Raw genomic sequence first — 16,040 nt, forward strand, 5'->3', positions numbered from 1 at the left:
AAACGGCCGGAGTTCATAATAGAAGAAAAAAAGGAGCAGTCTGATGACACAGCAATTTATCGTACCGCCGAAAAAAGGGCTCGGCCTGAAGGTTCACAAAGGGCAGATCATAAAAGTAGTCGATGTGGAAGGGCAGCAGGTGGCTGACTTCACGGCGTATCATGCCAAGGACTTTTATGAGCATCTTGATCAGGGCGCGACGATTGATGCCAACCAGTCTATTCATGTAAAAACGGGTGACCATATTTATTCGAATTTATACAAGCCGATGCTGACGCTGATTGAGGATACAGTCGGCAAGCATGACCTGCTGCTTCCCGCCTGCCGTCCGGATATGAACAGGCTTTTATACGGAAAGCATAAGGACGAGCTCCAGGATACGTGCTATGACAATATGAGCGGGGCGCTTGAACCGTTCGGGGTGCCGCGGCCGCATATGCATTACCCATTTGCCATCTTTATGAACACGGTGCTCGATGAGAAGGGGAACTTATCAGTCGAAACGCCTCTTTCTGACGCGGGTGATTATGTACGGCTCCGTGCGGAAATGGATCTCGTCGTCGCATTTTCATCCTGTCCGATCGAAAAAGGAAAATGCAACGGCGACAGCATCACGGCGCTGCGGGTGGAAATCAGCTGATCCCGGTGTATTTGATTCACTTAAAAACTGCACCTGTGCTATATTTAACAAAGAGTCGTACATAGTGGCATGATTCATTTTCAGCATGAACGGGAAATGAATCATAAAGAAACAATGCAGGAGGAGTGATTGGGATGAGCATCCAGAAACAAATTATGAATGATCTCCATGTAAAACCCTCGATTGATCCGAAACAAGAAATTGAGGACAGAGTGAACTTTCTGAAACAATATTTGAAAAAAACAGGTGCCAAAGGCTTTGTGCTCGGCATCAGCGGGGGGCAGGATTCCACGCTTGCGGGACGCCTCGCCCAATTGGCGGCTGAAAGCATCAGAGAAGAAGGCGGAAACGCGGAATTTATCGCCGTCCGTCTTCCGCACGGCACACAGCAGGATGAGGATGACGCCCAATTGGCGCTCAAATTCATTAAACCTGATAAATCATGGACATTTGATATTAAGTCCGCTGTCAGCGCGTTCGCCGATCAGTACAAAAAAGAAACGGGCGATCAGCTGTCTGACTTTAACAAAGGAAATGTAAAAGCCAGAATGAGGATGATCGCGCAATATGCCATCGGCGGACAAGAGGGGCTGCTTGTCATCGGAACCGACCATGCGGCTGAAGCGGTGACCGGTTTCTTCACGAAATACGGTGACGGCGGAGCTGATCTGCTGCCGCTGACCGGATTAACGAAACGCCAGGGCAGACGTTTATTAGAAGAGCTCGGCGCGCCGGAACGCCTGTATTTGAAATTACCGACGGCCGATCTGCTTGATGAAAAACCGCAGCAGACGGATGAGACCGAACTCGGCATCACATACAATGACATTGATGATTATTTAGAAGGCAAGGACGTTTCTTCCGAAGTGATTGAGGCGCTGGAAAAACGCTACCTCAGTACGGAGCACAAGCGCCAGGTGCCGGCATCAATGTTTGATGATTGGTGGAAATAGAATGAAAAAAACCTCCCTTTTGAAAGGGAGGTTTTTTGTTTATTTCATTTTTATTTATCTACACTTTCATAAATCCCTACCCAATACCCTTTGCTGCTGTCATAGTATTTGTATTTAAAAATCCATGTTGTACCATTCAGTTCGAAAGAAGCAGCGAAAATACCGTTAGGGCTTGGAACGGGCTTGATGGCATTAATGCCGGCATCTGCTTTCGTTGAGATTGGGCTATTTTCCACGGATGGGGATGCTGTTGGTGATGCGGCAAAGGCAGGAGCGGCAGACATCAGTAAGGCAAGAGACAGCGCAGAACCGGTTAACACTTTTTTGAATTTCATTTCGAACACTCCCTTTTCAAATGAAATGTATTACAGTGTTAATAATTAGACGATTATCCATATAATTCCTCCTTTATTTCTAAAATTTTTTTCTTAAATTGAAAAAAACATCTCTTCGGAGGGACTTTTTATTTATTGATCCATTTGCATGGGTCAGGGACATGTTTTCAAAACGCTTTTTTATTTGATACGGATATGATTCAGCTTCACCATTAATTTGTCGGTAAATCTTCGAAGGCTGCCTCTCGAATCAGGCTCAAGAGGCAGATTTGCTTGGGCAGCGATCGTTTCTGCGGCCTGCTGAATAGACATTTGGTCTGTATGGAGATGTTCTGCGAAGAGGCTATCAGACAGGCTGTTGATGCAGCGGTCGATTTGTTTTGCGGCCCAGGAGTTTTTTCCTTCCGCTCTGGTGCGCAGGCGTTTCAGCAATGTTTCCTTTGAAGCCAGCAGGGTAAAGTGGTGAATGGTCCGGCCATCCTGTCTCAGCCTGCTGATAATGTCATGGAAGTATTGATCGTTCGTAATGGTCATGGGCACAATGATGATGCCCTGATATGTATCTGACAAATAGGAAAGCATGCTGTAATTGAATTCCCGCCACAGAGGGTAGCTTTGAAAGTCATCTTCAGCGATATCCGGCGGTATCATCGAACGCATCGCAAACCCCATCTTTTCAGGATCATATACGTAAGACGGTTTCAGTCTTCTGTGCAGTTCAAACGCTGTTTGTGTTTTTCCGGAACCGAAAGCCCCATTTATCCAAATGATCATCATGATATCCCCCTTTTTCTATATGATACAAAAAAAGACCCTTCGATCGAAGAGTCAGCGGGAAAAAACAGACGTATATTCCCGGAGCGATTCCTTTATATGCGTAAAGGCATGTTCTCCAAAATACTCAAGAGAAACAAAACCGTCATATTGTCTGTTCATCAGCTCTTTTAAAAATGCTTTTTGATCGAGATCTCCTTGAAAAATCGGAGTTGGCTTGCTGAGATACCAGTTGTCAAAATTCCAGTGATAGTTTTTCAGATGAATATGGCTTACGGTATGATACAGCTTTTCTAAAGCGGACATTTGGTCAACGTGATTGACGTGTAGGTTGGAGCCGTCAAAAATGGTGCGGACCCGCGGATGTCCGACATCCTCCAAAAATGCCAGCGCCGCCTCCGGTGTATCCGCGTACGTATCGTAATGAATCTCAAGCCCGATATCGACTTCATAGTCATCTGCGAGCCGTGCCGACTGCTGAAATTGATCAACCGCACGTTGCCACTTTTCCGGTGACGTCCGATGCGAAGGAAGATTGCCGGCAAAGACTCTGATCAAGGGACTGTGCAGCTGTCGTGCCGCGCTTAATGCCCTTTGAACATCCTTTAACGCCTGCCTTTCATCCTGAGCGGCGAAGTCAGTGTACAAACTGACGGCAGGCACCCCGATGCCTTCCTCCTGAAGCTGCTGATCAAGCCTGTCGAGCGGGCCGATTTCCTCTATATATTGTTTAGCGTGTCCGTACCACAGTTCGATTCCGTCAAAGGAGTGCTCCTTCGCGAAAGAAATGATGTCGAAAATATGCTTTTTTTTAAATCCTGTCGTGCAAAAACTCAGTTTCATCGGTAATCCTCCCGTAACTGTCTATCATATGTGTACTTTTCCCCGGGTGAGATACGGATAAACAGGTGAAAAGGGCAGACACTTTTATAAGCAGGGTGTCAGTGCGGCACACAAATTGTTTAGCGCTTTTTTGCGTCAAAGTATTAAATAATTGACCGAAGTGTTGTACAATTAATTTCATTCGAGTAAGGGGGGAGAAGCCATTGAAAAATGAAACGGAGCTGACGGACTTCAGTCCCGTCCGCAATAAACCGACTCGCGCTCGTTATGTGATACTGTTTCTTTTGTTTTTTATCACTGCGATTAATTATATAGACCGTGCCAGTGTATCCATCGCCGCCCCGTCCATTCAGACATCGCTGAACATAAGCCCCGCGCTTTTGGGCGTCGTCTTTTCCGCATTCAGCTGGACCTATACGGGTATGCAGATTCCCGGCGGGCTCATTTTGGACAAATTCGGGTCAAAACGGACGTACGGCGTTTCTTTAATGATCTGGTCTGTTTTCACCGGAGTGCAGGCTTTTGCGGCCAGTTTCGGGTTTTTATTCGGCTGCCGCCTGATTATCGGGCTGGCTGAATCGCCTGCGTTTCCGGCAAACAACCGGATTGTCACGACATGGTTTCCAAGGCGGGAACGCGCCTTTGCGACGGGTGTTTATACGGCGGGGGAATATGTGGGGCTGGCGTTCGCCACACCGGTTTTATTCTGGGTGTTAACGGCATTTGACTGGCGCGCCGTCTTTATTTCTTCAGGCGTGCTCGGGCTTGTTTTCTCCGTTTTCTGGTTCAAAATGTATCACGAGCCGAATCGGTACCGGAAAGTGAACCGGGAAGAGCTTGATTATATTAGAGAAGGCGGCGGACTGACAGAGGTGTCTGAATCAGCCGGCAGGATCACGTGGCGGGATTTCGTCCAGCTTCTTAAATACCGCAAGCTTGTCGGCTTGTATATCGGCCAATTCGCCGTAGCCTCCACGCTGTTCTTCTTTTTGACATGGTTTCCGACTTATCTGGCGGAGGCAAAGCACATGGCTTTCTTAAAAGTCGGCTTCGCCGCATCAATCCCGTATGTCGCCGCCTTTTTCGGCGTATTGTTCGGCGGATATTGGTCTGACGGAATGATGAAACGGGGCGTGTCGGTGAACGTTGCCCGGAAAACCCCCGTCATCCTCGGTCTTCTGCTGACAGGCTCCATCGTGCTCGCGAATGTTACGGATTCTGCTCCTGCGGTTTTGACGATCTTATCCATTGCTTCTTTTGCGCAGGGCATGTCCAATATATCCTGGACGATGCTGAGTGAGGTGGCGCCAAGCGAAACAATCGGATTGGCAGGAGGCGTGTTTAACTTTTTCGCCAATATGGCCGGCATTATCACCCCGCTTATCATCGGGTTTATCGTTTCTGCGACCGGTTCATATAACGGAGCGATTCTGTTTGTCGGCGCTGTCGCATTTATCGGGGCATTTTCTTATATTTTCATTGTCGGAAAGGTGGAACGCATTACGCTCCGATAGAAAGAAAAACTCATCTCTTCTTATAAAGGGTGGGTTTTCTTTCATTGCATTATCTCTATATTTCAATATTGAGTTATCATATAATAAACATAACTTTTTCATTTCTTAGGAGGATTTCGCCGAAGATGAACGCAAAACGTGCCATTCCCGTAAGAGAAAGAAATATCGTACTGATCGGATTCATGGGGGTCGGAAAGACAACAATCGGCCAGCTGGTCGCTAGGAAATTATACAGAGACTTCATTGATATTGATTTGCAGATTGAGAAAGATTTCAATATGTCCATCCCTGAAATGTTTGAGAAAAAAGGTGAAGCCTTTTTCCGTCAGACCGAAAAGGATTATATATTAGATATCTGCCGCAATACGAAATTCAAGATCGTGTCACTTGGGGGCGGTTCGTTTAAACAAGAGGAAATCAGACAGTGCTGCCTTGAAAACTGTCTCGTGCTCCATCTTGATTTATCATGGGAGAATTGGAAGCAGCGGGCTGATCTGCTGATTGAAAGCCGTCCCGTTCTTCATAACCGTTCCATGGATGAAATGCAGCAGCTCTTTAACGAGCGCCAAAGCATCTATGATAAACATAATTCAAAAGTGGCGACGGATAATCTGGAACCAGAAGAAATCGCCGATTATATCGTAGAAACGTTAAAAATCGGCTGGGATCTGTATCAGCCGATGTAAAAAGAGCCGTGACGCTGTGAGCGTACGGCTTTTTTGTTTTCTTTTAAACAAACGTTTATTAAAATTTTTAGAAAATGAGTGTAAAATCGTGTTAAGATAGAGTCAGAAAATTAAATCTTATAAAACAAAGGAGATTAATCGGATATGCAATTATACGACTTGCCGCTCGACCAACTGCAAACCTATAAACCAAATAAAACCGCTCCTCATGACTTTTCGGATTTTTGGGCATCATCATTACATGAGCTTGCAAAGGAAGAGGCAAAGCCTGAATTGACGGCTGAAAGCTACCCGGCTGACGGTGTGAAAGTATTCCGGCTGACATACCGGAGCTTCGGCAAGGCGGAAATTGAGGGATGGTACGCCGTTCCCGACCGGCAAGGACCGCATCCGGCCATCGTGAAATATCACGGCTACAACGCGAGCTATGACGGGGATATACATGACATCGTAAATTGGGCGCTTCACGGATATGCCGCGTTCGGCATGCTTGTCCGCGGTCAGCACAGCAGCACAGATACAAGCGTCTCACCGCACGGACACGTTCCCGGCTGGATGACGAAAGGGATTTTAGATAAAGATACATATTATTACCGCGGCGTGTACTTAGACGCCGTCCGGGCTTTGGAAGTCATCAGCGGCTTTGATGAAGTGGATGAAACGAGAATCGCCGTCATCGGCGGAAGCCAGGGAGGCGGACTTTCAATCGCCGCGGCGGCACTATCTGACATTCCGAGAGCGGTTGCGGCCGATTATCCTTATTTAAGCAATTTTGAGCGGGCCATTGATGTCGCTCTTGATGAGCCGTATCTTGAGATTAACTCCTTTTTCAGAAAGAACGGCAGCCCTGAAACGGAGAAGGCCGCGATGAATACACTGGCCTATTTTGATATCATGAATCTGGCGGACCGCGTAAAAGTTCCGGTGCTCATGTCCATCGGGCTGATTGACCGCGTGACTCCGCCGTCGACGGTGTTTGCCGCTTACAATCATCTGGAAACGGAAAAAGAATTGAAGGTTTACCGGTATTTCGGACATGAATACATACCTTCTTTCCATACGGAAAAGCTGGCCTTTCTGAAAGCGCATCTGAAAGGCTGACAGCAGCGAAAAGCCCAAGTACTTGGGCTTTTTTCAGGAATGATCACGGAAAAGGACGGATACAGATGGAACAAAGGATCATCGAAGAATTAAAACGAATTGAAGCACAGCACGGCGTCAAGGTGCTTTACGCCGTAGAATCAGGGAGCCGCGCATGGGGATTTCCGTCAAGCGACAGCGACTACGATGTGCGGTTTCTCTATGTGCCGAAAAAAGAATGGTACTTTTCGATCGAACCGCATAGGGATGTCATAGAAGAGCCGATTCATGACATGCTTGACATCAGCGGCTGGGAACTGAGAAAAGCGCTGCGGCTTTTTAAAAAATCAAATCCGCCTCTTTTGGAATGGCTCTCTTCTGAGATGATCTATTATGAAGCTTTCTCAGCGGCTGAAAAGCTTCGGAAACTGAAAATCCGCGCCTTTTCGCCTGAAGCCGGCATTTATCATTATCTCAATATGGCAAAACGGAATGAAAAAACGGAATTGCAGGGCAGTGAAGTGAAGATTAAAAAGTATTTTTATGTTTTGCGTCCTCTCCTTGCCTGCAGATGGATTGAAACGTTCGGCTCCGTACCGCCGATGTCATTTCCCGTACTGGCCGATGCCTTATTGACGGATGAAGCGCTCATTTCTGAAATCAATACACTGCTTACAAGGAAAAAAAGCGGTCAGGAGCTGGCTCCGGAACCGAGAAATACGATCATTCACGGTTTTATAGAAGAAGAAATAGAACGCATCGGGCACTATGTCAAAACGATCAAAACACCGAAACCTGACATAACGGAGGAACTGAATCAGCTATTGATTCAGACCGTCGAAGAGGCGTGGGGGGAAAAAGGCGGAAATTGACGATTGCCGTCATTTCCGTCCGCCTTTTTTCGGCATAATCCGCCTGCTATCTAAGAAGCTGATTGTGGTAAAACCACAAAAATTTATCAGAATCTTTGTATTTTTAGAATATTGTGAGAGGATGTTTTGTCCATTTACAATAGACTCATACAAATACTTCTTAGATTGCGGGGTGTTAAGGTTGGAAGTGATTACAAGAGATTTTTTCTTATTTTTATCCAAGAGCAGCTTTCTCAATAAGATGGCGCGAAGCTGGGGAAGCCGTGTGGCAGCCGGCAAAATCATCGGAGGAATGGATTTCCGCAGTTCTATCCCGACAATCCGACATTTGAACAGCCAGGGGCTGTCAGTTACTGTCGATCATTTGGGGGAATTTGTCAACAGCGGTGACGTCGCGAAAGAACGCACCGAGGAGTGCATGCAGACCATCGCCTTAATTGCTGATGAACAGCTGAATTCCCAAGTGTCATTAAAAATGACGTCTTTAGGTCTTGATATAGATCTCGATCTCGTCTATGAAAATATGACGAAAATCCTCCAGACGGCTGAAAAACATAAAGTCATGGTGACGATTGACATGGAAGATGAAACGAGATGCCAGAAAACGCTGGATATCTTTAAAGACTTCCGGAGCCGGTATGAATATGTAAGCACCGTGGTGCAGGCTTATCTGTACAGAACGGAGAAGGATCTTGATGACCTCAGCCCGCTGAATCCGTTTCTGCGGCTTGTCAAAGGGGCCTATAAAGAATCGGAAAAGGTGGCCTATCCTGAAAAAAGCGACGTCGATGAAAATTATAAAAGACTCATCCGCAAACAGCTTTTAAAAGGACATTATACGGCAGTTGCCACGCATGATGACAAAATGATCGAGTTTACAAAACAGCTTGCCGAAGAGCACGGCATTTCAAACGACCGTTTTGAGTTTCAGATGCTGTACGGCATGCGCTCGCAAACCCAGCTCAGCCTGGTGGAAGAAGGATACCGCATGAGAGTCTACCTGCCTTACGGGGATGACTGGTACGGCTATTTCATGAGACGGCTCGCCGAACGCCCCTCAAACATCGCATTCGCCTTTAAAGGAATGACTAAGAAGTAAAAAAAGGGAGAGATGACAATGACTACACCTTATAAACACGAACCATTCACGAATTTCCAAGATCAATCGAACGTTGAAGAATTTAAGAAAGCGCTTGCGACGGTAAATGAGTATCTGGGAAAAGATTATCCGCTCGTCATCAACGGTGAAAAGGTAGAGACGGAAGCGAAAATCGTATCCATTAACCCTGCAGACAAAGAAGAAGTCGTCGGAAAAGTGTCAAAGGCGTCCCAGGAGCACGCTGAGCAGGCGATTGAAGCGGCTGCGAAAGCGTTCGAAGAGTGGAGATACACATCCCCTGAAGAAAGAGCGGCCGTTTTGTTCCGCGCGGCTGCCAAAGTCCGCCGCAGAAAGCACGAATTCTCCGCCCTGCTCGTCAAGGAAGCGGGAAAACCTTGGAACGAAGCTGATGCGGATACGGCGGAAGCCATCGACTTTATGGAATACTACGCGCGCCAGATGGTTGAATTGGCAAAAGGCAAGCCGGTCAACAGCCGCGAAGGCGAGAAGAACCAATATGTCTACACACCGACCGGCGTAACGGTCGTCATTCCGCCATGGAACTTCCTCTTTGCGATTATGGCGGGAACGACGGTGGCACCGATCGTAACGGGCAACACGGTCGTTCTTAAACCGGCAAGCGCGACACCGGTCATCGCGGCGAAATTCGTAGAAGTGCTTGAGGAATCAGGCCTTCCGAAGGGCGTTGTCAACTTTGTGCCGGGAAGCGGAGCGGAAGTGGGAGACTATCTCGTCGATCACCCGAAAACAAGCATCATTACGTTTACGGGATCACGTGAAGTCGGTACGAGAATTTTCGAACGCGCGGCGAAAGTGCAGCCGGGCCAGCAGCATTTAAAGCGTGTTATCGCTGAAATGGGCGGTAAAGATACGGTTGTTGTCGATGAGGACGCGGACATTGAATTGGCGGCTCAATCCATCTTTACATCAGCATTCGGCTTCGCTGGACAAAAATGTTCTGCAGGTTCACGTGCAGTTGTCCATGAAAAAGTGTATGATCAAGTATTAGAGCGCGTCATCGAAATCACTGAATCAAAAGTGACGGCAAGCCCTGACAGCGCTGACGTGTATATGGGACCTGTCATCGACCAAGGTTCTTACGACAAGATCATGAGCTACATTGAAATCGGAAAAGAAGAAGGCCGTTTAGTAAGCGGCGGCACCGGAGATGATTCAAAAGGCTACTTTATCAAGCCGACGATCTTCGCTGACCTTGATCCGAAAGCCAGACTCATGCAGGAAGAAATTTTCGGGCCTGTCGTGGCGTTTTCTAAAGTATCAAACTTTGATGAAGCACTGGAAGTGGCCAACAATACTGAATACGGTTTGACAGGCGCGGTCATTACAAATAACCGCAAACATATTGAACGGGCGAAACAGGAATTCCATGTCGGCAACCTGTACTTCAACCGCAATTGTACGGGAGCGATTGTCGGCTACCATCCGTTCGGAGGCTTCAAAATGTCCGGCACTGATTCAAAAGCGGGCGGCCCGGATTATTTGGCCCTCCACATGCAGGCGAAAACAATCAGTGAAATGTTTTAAGAGGGACTGAATGGGCATCCTCCTCGCGGGGGGTGTCCATTTCACCATAAACCTATAAAGCGGAGGAGGAAATGCCATAGCAAACATTCAGTTGATTATTTCCATTTGTATTTATATGGCGGGCATGCTGTTTATCGGTTATTTCGCCTACAGACGGACGTCGAATCTGACGGATTACATGCTCGGTGGGCGTTCTTTAGGCCCTGCCGTCACAGCGCTCAGCGCGGGAGCGGCGGATATGAGCGGATGGCTCTTGATGGGGCTTCCTGGCGCCATGTTCTCGACGGGATTAAGCGGCGCTTGGATTGTAATCGGACTTGTGCTCGGGGCTTGGGCGAACTGGCTTTTCGTGGCGCCGAGGCTGAGAACGTATACCGAAAAAGCGGGGAATTCCATCACCATTCCGGGTTTCCTTGAAAACCGTTTCGGTGATCATACGAAGCTTCTCAGACTGTTTTCGGGTCTCGTCATTCTCGTCTTTTTCACTTTTTACGTATCATCCGGCATGGTGTCCGGAGGTGTCTTATTCAACAGCATTTTAGGGTGGGATTACCACACCGGCCTGTGGGCCGTGACAGGCGTCGTTGTCGCCTACACCTTGTTCGGGGGCTTTTTGGCGGTAAGCTGGACGGACTTTGTCCAAGGGATCATCATGTTTGCGGCGCTTATTCTCGTGCCGATTGTGACGATTTTCCATACGGGCGGCCCGGGGGAAACCGTTGCCGATATCCGTTCCGTCAACCCGGAACTGTTTAATATGTTCAAAGGGACCACCGTCCTTGGCATTATTTCTTTATTTGCGTGGGGGCTCGGCTATTTCGGGCAGCCGCATATTATTGTGCGCTTTATGGCGATCACATCTGTGAAAGAGATCAAACGCGCCAGACGGATCGGAATGGGATGGATGATTTTGTCTGCACTCGGCGCGCTGTTTACGGGTCTTGCGGGAATCGCGTATTACCACCAGCGCGGGTTGAAGCTGGATGATCCGGAAACCATTTTTATTCAGCTCGGCAATATTCTGTTCCACCCGATTATTACGGGATTTCTCATTTCTGCGATTTTAGCGGCCATTATGAGTACGATTTCGTCTCAGCTGCTCGTTACGTCCAGTTCTTTAGTGGAGGACTTGTATAAGTCCATGTTCAGGCGTTCAGCTTCTGATAAGGAACTCGTATTTCTGGGGAGAATGGCAGTGCTTGCGGTGTCAATCGTCGCCCTGGTGCTCGCCTGGGAGAAAAACAACACGATACTTGGTCTTGTCAGCTATGCATGGGCGGGATTCGGCGCTTCATTCGGGCCGGTCGTACTGCTCAGTTTATTTTGGAAACGGATGACGAAATGGGGGGCACTCGCCGGCATGATTGCGGGAGCGATTACCGTAATCATTTGGGCGAATGCCGGTCTTTCAGACTTTTTGTACGAAATCATTCCGGGGTTTGCTGTAAGCCTTGCCGCTGTATTTGTCGTCAGCTTATTGACACAGGCTCCGTCAAAAGATGTCACAGATCAGTTTCATGACTACCGTGATACACTTTCTCAATAAAAGCAAGGAACGAGAGGAAGAAGGGACCGCCCTTTTTCCTCTTTTCACGATACAGGCTTTCGGATCATTCCGTTTTGGGAGTATATGAATTTTTTTCTATACAAAAAGTCACCCCTCAGAGTATGATAAAGATAAAAAGAGCATAGGAGAAATAGGTATGGAAGAGCTTTTAGAGAGAGTTTTTTCATTTACGGACATTGATAAATTAATTGATTTCATCAGTTATGAATTGCAGAAGCCCGTTATTCTGGAAAGCGCGGATTTCTTTTTGCTTGCCTATAATTCTTATTACATTAATCACTTCGACTCCGCCAACCAGCAGACGATATTCTCAAAAAAATGCCCCGTGCAGATTTTTGAAAGGTTTCTGAAGGACGGGGTGATCGAAAAGCTGAAAACCGTTCCTGAACCGTTCCGTGTCGAAAAAATAGACAGTATCGGACTGAATCAGAGAGTGGTTGTAAGCGCAAAACATAAAGGGGAAGTGATGGGCTACATCTGGATTCAGGAGCTCGACCGAAACTTGACGGACGAGGAGCTCGATTTTTTATATGAAACTTCATTCCATGTCGGAAAAATCATCTATAAAACGAACCGGCTGAAACAGGAAAAAGAAGAGAGAGCGGAAGACCTGGTGAAACGGGCGATCTTTCAGCAATTCTCCTCTGAAAAGGAGTTCAGGCGGGAAGCGGAAAAGATGAACGCCGTGCTGCCGTCGGTTTTTTCGGTAGTCGTCCTGCATGCCGCAAATGGGGATGGGGAGGCAGTCGAAGATGTAAAGGAAAATATCAAATCGTACTTGAATTTGCGGGATAAAGTCAGCCACGTCTTAACCATTGATTCCAATATTGTCATCGTCGTCGCAAGCTTCTCGCAAAAAAGCTCCGGCACTTCGGCAGCATCTGAATTCATCCACAAACTGCTGACTCATTTTCACTTTCAGAAGATCCCCACTCCCATCTATATCGGAATCGGCAATGAATACAGCAGCATCCTGAAGCTCGGGAAAAGTTATATAGAAGCCCTTGAAGTCATAAAGGCCGCCGAAATTACCGGAAATCAGGAAAATATCCCGTACGAATACAGTAAGCTCGGGATTTACCGCTATCTTGAAAGCATCGAAGAAAAAAACGCCTCACTGGAATATGTAAACGATGATTTAGCGTTATTAAAAGCCAAAGACAGAGAAAGCAGCACCGAACTGCTGAAAACGTTAGAAATCTATCTCCTCAATAACTGCAAAACAAAACCAGCCGCAGAACAGCTTTTTATTCATCAAAACACATTGAACTACCGCATCAAACAGATTCTTGACATGACATCAATTAATTTAAACGACTTCAGGACAAGGTGCCAGCTGTATCTCGATATCATGCTGATGAAAAAGAGATAAAAAAGAAACCAGTCGCCGTACTGGTTTCAGTTTTAATACCTTCCCGCTTATCAATCTCAGAACCTCGCTTCTGAATCACTCCTTTCCCGCAAGATGAGAAATGAATAAACACTGCTCCTCAATATGTGTTATACTTTCATTGATATTGATTCTCAATTAAAAATGTATGAAGTATAGATTAACGGGAGGCAGAACGATGGCGGAAAATCATGAGGTGTATGACGTCACGATTATAGGCGGAGGCCCGATCGGCCTGTTTGCGGCTTTTTATTGCGGGATGCGGGAGCTGAAAACGAAGGTGATCGAGTTTTTACCGCGGCTCGGAGGGAAGGTGTCTATGTTTTTCCCTGAAAAAATCATCCGTGATATCGGCGGAATACCCGGGATTGCCGGGGAACAGCTGATTAAGCAGCTGAAGGAGCAGGCGGCGACATTTGAGCCGGATATCGTGTTGAATCAGCGGGTGACCGGATTTGAACGGCTGGAAGACGGAACCATTGTGCTCGAAAGTTCCAAAGGGGAAAAGCACTATACGCGCACGGTGATTTTGGCCGTGGGCATGGGGACGCTTGAGGTCAATGAACTTGACAGCGCGGATGCGAGCCGGTATTCAGGAAAGAACCTTCATTATAAGGTGGAGAAGCTTGATGCGTTTCGAGATAAGCATGTCGTGATTTCCGGAGGGGGAGATACCGCGGTTGACTGGGCGAATGAGCTGGAACCGATTGCGGCGTCTGTTACCGTCTTGCACCGCCGTAAGGAGTTCGGCGGTTTGGAAAGCAGCGTGGCGAAAATGAAGCGGTCTTCCGTGCGGGTGCTTGCGCCGTATCGTCTGAAGCATCTCAATGGCACCGGGGAACGGATCGAGAGCGTCACCGTTTGCCAAACTGAGTCCGGACTTTCTGAAGTCATCAAGCTTGATGAGCTCATTATCAACCACGGGTTTAAAATTGATCTCGGTCCGATGAAGGACTGGGGGCTTGAGATAGAAGAAGGCAGGATTAAAGCTGACAGACATATGCGGACGAATCTTCCGGGCGTGTTTGTCGCCGGTGACGCCGCCCATTATGAAAGCAAGCTCAGACTGATTGCCGGCGGTTTCACGGAGGGGCCGACCGCCGTGAACAGCGCCAAAGCCTATTTGGACCCGCAGGCGGATCAGATGGCGATGTATTCGACTCATCATAAAAAATTGGTGACACAATAAAACAGGGCTGACCCCCGATGCTGAGCCTGGGGGTCAGAAAAGCATTCCGGCGTATCAGCTGTGAACGAGCATGTCTTTCATTTCATTTCGTATAAACTCAAATAACTGTTTCTGATTTTTCACGGCGGTAAACCCGCAGCCGGCGGGGACGTCTTCGCCCATGCAGATGACGGGAGGGCGGTTTCCTGACGGATTCGGTGATATGCCGATTTGTTTTCCGGCGCTGATCAAATGCTGAGCGGATTCTTTGCCCGTACAGATAATCATTTGCAGAGGAGACTCACTGATCGTGCGTTCGATCATGGAAGTGAACCGCTCATCCGCGATATGTTCATGGGTGATATAAAACGGGCATGATTTTGAGTCTGACAAGTTTTCTGCTGCTTGACGGCTTCCTACAATGAGCGAGTGCGGAGAATCATTTTGCCATTCGGATAGGAGAAAGCCCCGTTTTGTCAGTTCCGTCTTTGCAGCTTCGGTCGCTGCATTCAGGCTTGCGGTCACCCGGCGGATGTCGATCTGCTTGAATGCCAGTGTGTCAAAGAATTCGCATACCGCAAGGCGTGATGTGAAAAATAGTTGTTCAAAGGTGCTGATCTGTTTCAGGATGTTTTCGTTTGCGGGCATTTTTTTAACGATCCGCTTCGGCCATTCAATAACATCGGCGCCATACTCGCGCAGCTTGTCTGTCAGTGTATGTTCATCATCGCCATGAGTGACCACCATGATATGCCGCCCGATGAAGGGTTTGCTTTCAAACCAGCTGTGTGTTTGAAAATTGACAATATCACCAATGACGATAATGGCAGGGTTGGTGATGTTTTGGCTTTGAACTTTGTCATGGATATCCTGAAGCGTTCCTTTAACACTCCGCTGCCGCCCCCACGTTCCCCATTGAATGACGAGTACGGGAATGGAAGGGGATTTTCCGTACTCCATAAGCTTCCGGCATATAAATGACAGATTTTTAATGCCCATGTAAAACACAAGCGTTTGAACGCTTCGGGCAAGCCCTTCCCAGTCGAGATTCGGCCTGCCTTGCAATGATGTATCATGAGCGGTGATCATCGCGAAGGACGAAGCGAAATCACGATGGGTGACGGGGACTCCCGCATACAGCGGCGCTGCGATTCCCGAGGTGATGCCGGGCACCATTTCGTAGCGGATGCCGTGCTGATGAAGCGCCTCTGCCTCTTCGCCGACCCTGCCGAACACACTTGGGTCTCCGCCTTTCAAGCGGACGACGGTGTAGCCCTCCGCCGCTTTTTCAATCAGCAGGGCATTTATCTCAGACTGTTTCATAAAATGGCGGTCGGGCAGCTTTCCGCAATAAATGAACCGGCAGTCAGGTGAGGCGTATTCTAGAAACTTTGGGTTTGCGAGCCGGTCATACAAAATGATATCCGCTTTCTCCAGAGCCTGTTTTCCTTTTACGGTGATCAGCCCCGGGTCTCCTGGTCCGGCACCGACAAAGTATACGATTCCGTTTTTCATGATGGCGTCATCCCTTCAGCAATTTAAAAAATGAAGGA

At 47.7% G+C, this 16,040-nt stretch carries 15 protein-coding genes; 11 read left to right on the forward strand and 4 right to left on the reverse strand.

Translation table 11 applies throughout. From position 1 onward, the window contains the following. Positions 1-43 precede the first annotated feature (43 nt). Positions 44-640, forward strand: a complete 597-nt coding sequence (locus tag ACWJJ5_RS17840; RefSeq protein ID WP_011996295.1) for a DUF1989 domain-containing protein — start codon at positions 44-46, stop codon at positions 638-640. 134 nt (positions 641-774) lie between these two features. Next, positions 775-1,593 (forward strand): ammonia-dependent NAD(+) synthetase, encoded by an 819-nt coding sequence (nadE, locus tag ACWJJ5_RS17845; protein WP_076851423.1) that lies wholly within the window; start codon positions 775-777, stop codon positions 1,591-1,593. Positions 1,594-1,643: 50 nt separating this feature from the next. Here the strand turns inward: nadE and ACWJJ5_RS17850 are convergent, their stop codons facing one another. The 3 genes from ACWJJ5_RS17850 to ACWJJ5_RS17860 form a co-directional block, all read right to left on the reverse strand. Then, positions 1,644-1,928, reverse strand: coding sequence for an antimicrobial peptide LCI (locus tag ACWJJ5_RS17850; RefSeq protein WP_057080011.1), 285 nt, complete (start codon positions 1,926-1,928; stop codon positions 1,644-1,646). Positions 1,929-2,108: 180 nt separating this feature from the next. Beyond that, the gene (gene tmrB, locus ACWJJ5_RS17855) at positions 2,109-2,702 is read right to left on the reverse strand and encodes a tunicamycin resistance ATP-binding TmrB (RefSeq protein ID WP_024084868.1); all 594 of its coding nucleotides are present in this window, start codon (positions 2,700-2,702) and stop codon (positions 2,109-2,111) included. A 54-nt stretch (positions 2,703-2,756) separates the two neighbouring features. Next, the gene (locus tag ACWJJ5_RS17860) at positions 2,757-3,545 is read right to left on the reverse strand and encodes a sugar phosphate isomerase/epimerase family protein (protein ID WP_326359137.1); all 789 of its coding nucleotides are present in this window, start codon (positions 3,543-3,545) and stop codon (positions 2,757-2,759) included. A gap of 203 nt (positions 3,546-3,748) precedes the next feature. Here ACWJJ5_RS17860 and ACWJJ5_RS17865 point away from each other — a divergent pair, with 203 nt between their 5' ends. The 9 genes from ACWJJ5_RS17865 to ACWJJ5_RS17905 all read left to right on the forward strand — a co-directional run bounded on the left by ACWJJ5_RS17865 (position 3,749) and on the right by ACWJJ5_RS17905 (position 14,508). Then, positions 3,749-5,059, forward strand: a complete 1,311-nt coding sequence (locus ACWJJ5_RS17865; RefSeq protein WP_071392154.1) for an MFS transporter — start codon at positions 3,749-3,751, stop codon at positions 5,057-5,059. A gap of 125 nt (positions 5,060-5,184) precedes the next feature. After that, positions 5,185-5,745: a shikimate kinase gene (locus ACWJJ5_RS17870; RefSeq protein WP_414094087.1), complete on the forward strand. Its 561-nt coding sequence runs from the start codon at positions 5,185-5,187 to the stop codon at positions 5,743-5,745. 144 nt (positions 5,746-5,889) lie between these two features. Next, positions 5,890-6,846, forward strand: a complete 957-nt coding sequence (cah, locus tag ACWJJ5_RS17875) for a cephalosporin C deacetylase (protein WP_025284201.1) — start codon at positions 5,890-5,892, stop codon at positions 6,844-6,846. A 65-nt stretch (positions 6,847-6,911) separates the two neighbouring features. Beyond that, the gene (locus ACWJJ5_RS17880; RefSeq protein WP_171463419.1) at positions 6,912-7,697 is read left to right on the forward strand and encodes a nucleotidyltransferase domain-containing protein; all 786 of its coding nucleotides are present in this window, start codon (positions 6,912-6,914) and stop codon (positions 7,695-7,697) included. Positions 7,698-7,884: 187 nt separating this feature from the next. Further along, positions 7,885-8,796 (forward strand): proline dehydrogenase family protein, encoded by a 912-nt coding sequence (locus tag ACWJJ5_RS17885; RefSeq protein ID WP_139026625.1) that lies wholly within the window; start codon positions 7,885-7,887, stop codon positions 8,794-8,796. A gap of 18 nt (positions 8,797-8,814) precedes the next feature. After that, on the forward strand, positions 8,815-10,362 hold the full coding sequence (gene pruA, locus ACWJJ5_RS17890) for an L-glutamate gamma-semialdehyde dehydrogenase (RefSeq protein ID WP_003156602.1): 1,548 nt from the start codon (positions 8,815-8,817) through the stop codon (positions 10,360-10,362). Between the two features lie 91 nt (positions 10,363-10,453). Beyond that, a complete protein-coding gene (gene putP, locus ACWJJ5_RS17895; RefSeq protein ID WP_076851418.1) occupies positions 10,454-11,908 on the forward strand; it encodes a sodium/proline symporter PutP in 1,455 nt (484 codons plus the stop codon). 157 nt (positions 11,909-12,065) lie between these two features. After that, the gene (locus ACWJJ5_RS17900) at positions 12,066-13,301 is read left to right on the forward strand and encodes a PucR family transcriptional regulator (protein WP_003156600.1); all 1,236 of its coding nucleotides are present in this window, start codon (positions 12,066-12,068) and stop codon (positions 13,299-13,301) included. Between the two features lie 196 nt (positions 13,302-13,497). Further along, complete coding sequence (locus tag ACWJJ5_RS17905) at positions 13,498-14,508, forward strand: NAD(P)/FAD-dependent oxidoreductase (protein WP_071392150.1); 1,011 nt, start codon at positions 13,498-13,500, stop codon at positions 14,506-14,508. 54 nt (positions 14,509-14,562) lie between these two features. On the opposite strand, the gene cobA is transcribed toward ACWJJ5_RS17905, so the two are convergent. Then, positions 14,563-16,002, reverse strand: a complete 1,440-nt coding sequence (gene cobA, locus ACWJJ5_RS17910; protein WP_109955159.1) for a uroporphyrinogen-III C-methyltransferase — start codon at positions 16,000-16,002, stop codon at positions 14,563-14,565. Positions 16,003-16,040 lie beyond the last annotated feature (38 nt).

The sequence above is a fragment of the Bacillus sp. JK74 genome (genome assembly GCF_053663395.1).

Bases quoted from the DNA above. Each gene is read 5' to 3' on its own strand.
- ACWJJ5_RS17840 (WP_011996295.1), top strand. From the start codon at position 44: ATGACACAGCAATTTATCGTACCGCCGAAAAAAGGGCTCGGCCTGAAG.
- ACWJJ5_RS17900 (WP_003156600.1), top strand. From the start codon at position 12,066: ATGGAAGAGCTTTTAGAGAGAGTTTTTTCATTTACGGACATTGATAAA.
- cah (WP_025284201.1), top strand. From the start codon at position 5,890: ATGCAATTATACGACTTGCCGCTCGACCAACTGCAAACCTATAAACCA.
- ACWJJ5_RS17850 (WP_057080011.1), bottom strand. From the start codon at position 1,928: ATGAAATTCAAAAAAGTGTTAACCGGTTCTGCGCTGTCTCTTGCCTTA.
- tmrB (WP_024084868.1), bottom strand. From the start codon at position 2,702: ATGATCATTTGGATAAATGGGGCTTTCGGTTCCGGAAAAACACAAACA.
- ACWJJ5_RS17880 (WP_171463419.1), top strand. From the start codon at position 6,912: ATGGAACAAAGGATCATCGAAGAATTAAAACGAATTGAAGCACAGCAC.
- cobA (WP_109955159.1), bottom strand. From the start codon at position 16,002: ATGAAAAACGGAATCGTATACTTTGTCGGTGCCGGACCAGGAGACCCG.
- pruA (WP_003156602.1), top strand. From the start codon at position 8,815: ATGACTACACCTTATAAACACGAACCATTCACGAATTTCCAAGATCAA.
- ACWJJ5_RS17905 (WP_071392150.1), top strand. From the start codon at position 13,498: ATGGCGGAAAATCATGAGGTGTATGACGTCACGATTATAGGCGGAGGC.
- nadE (WP_076851423.1), top strand. From the start codon at position 775: ATGAGCATCCAGAAACAAATTATGAATGATCTCCATGTAAAACCCTCG.
- ACWJJ5_RS17870 (WP_414094087.1), top strand. From the start codon at position 5,185: ATGAACGCAAAACGTGCCATTCCCGTAAGAGAAAGAAATATCGTACTG.
- ACWJJ5_RS17860 (WP_326359137.1), bottom strand. From the start codon at position 3,545: ATGAAACTGAGTTTTTGCACGACAGGATTTAAAAAAAAGCATATTTTC.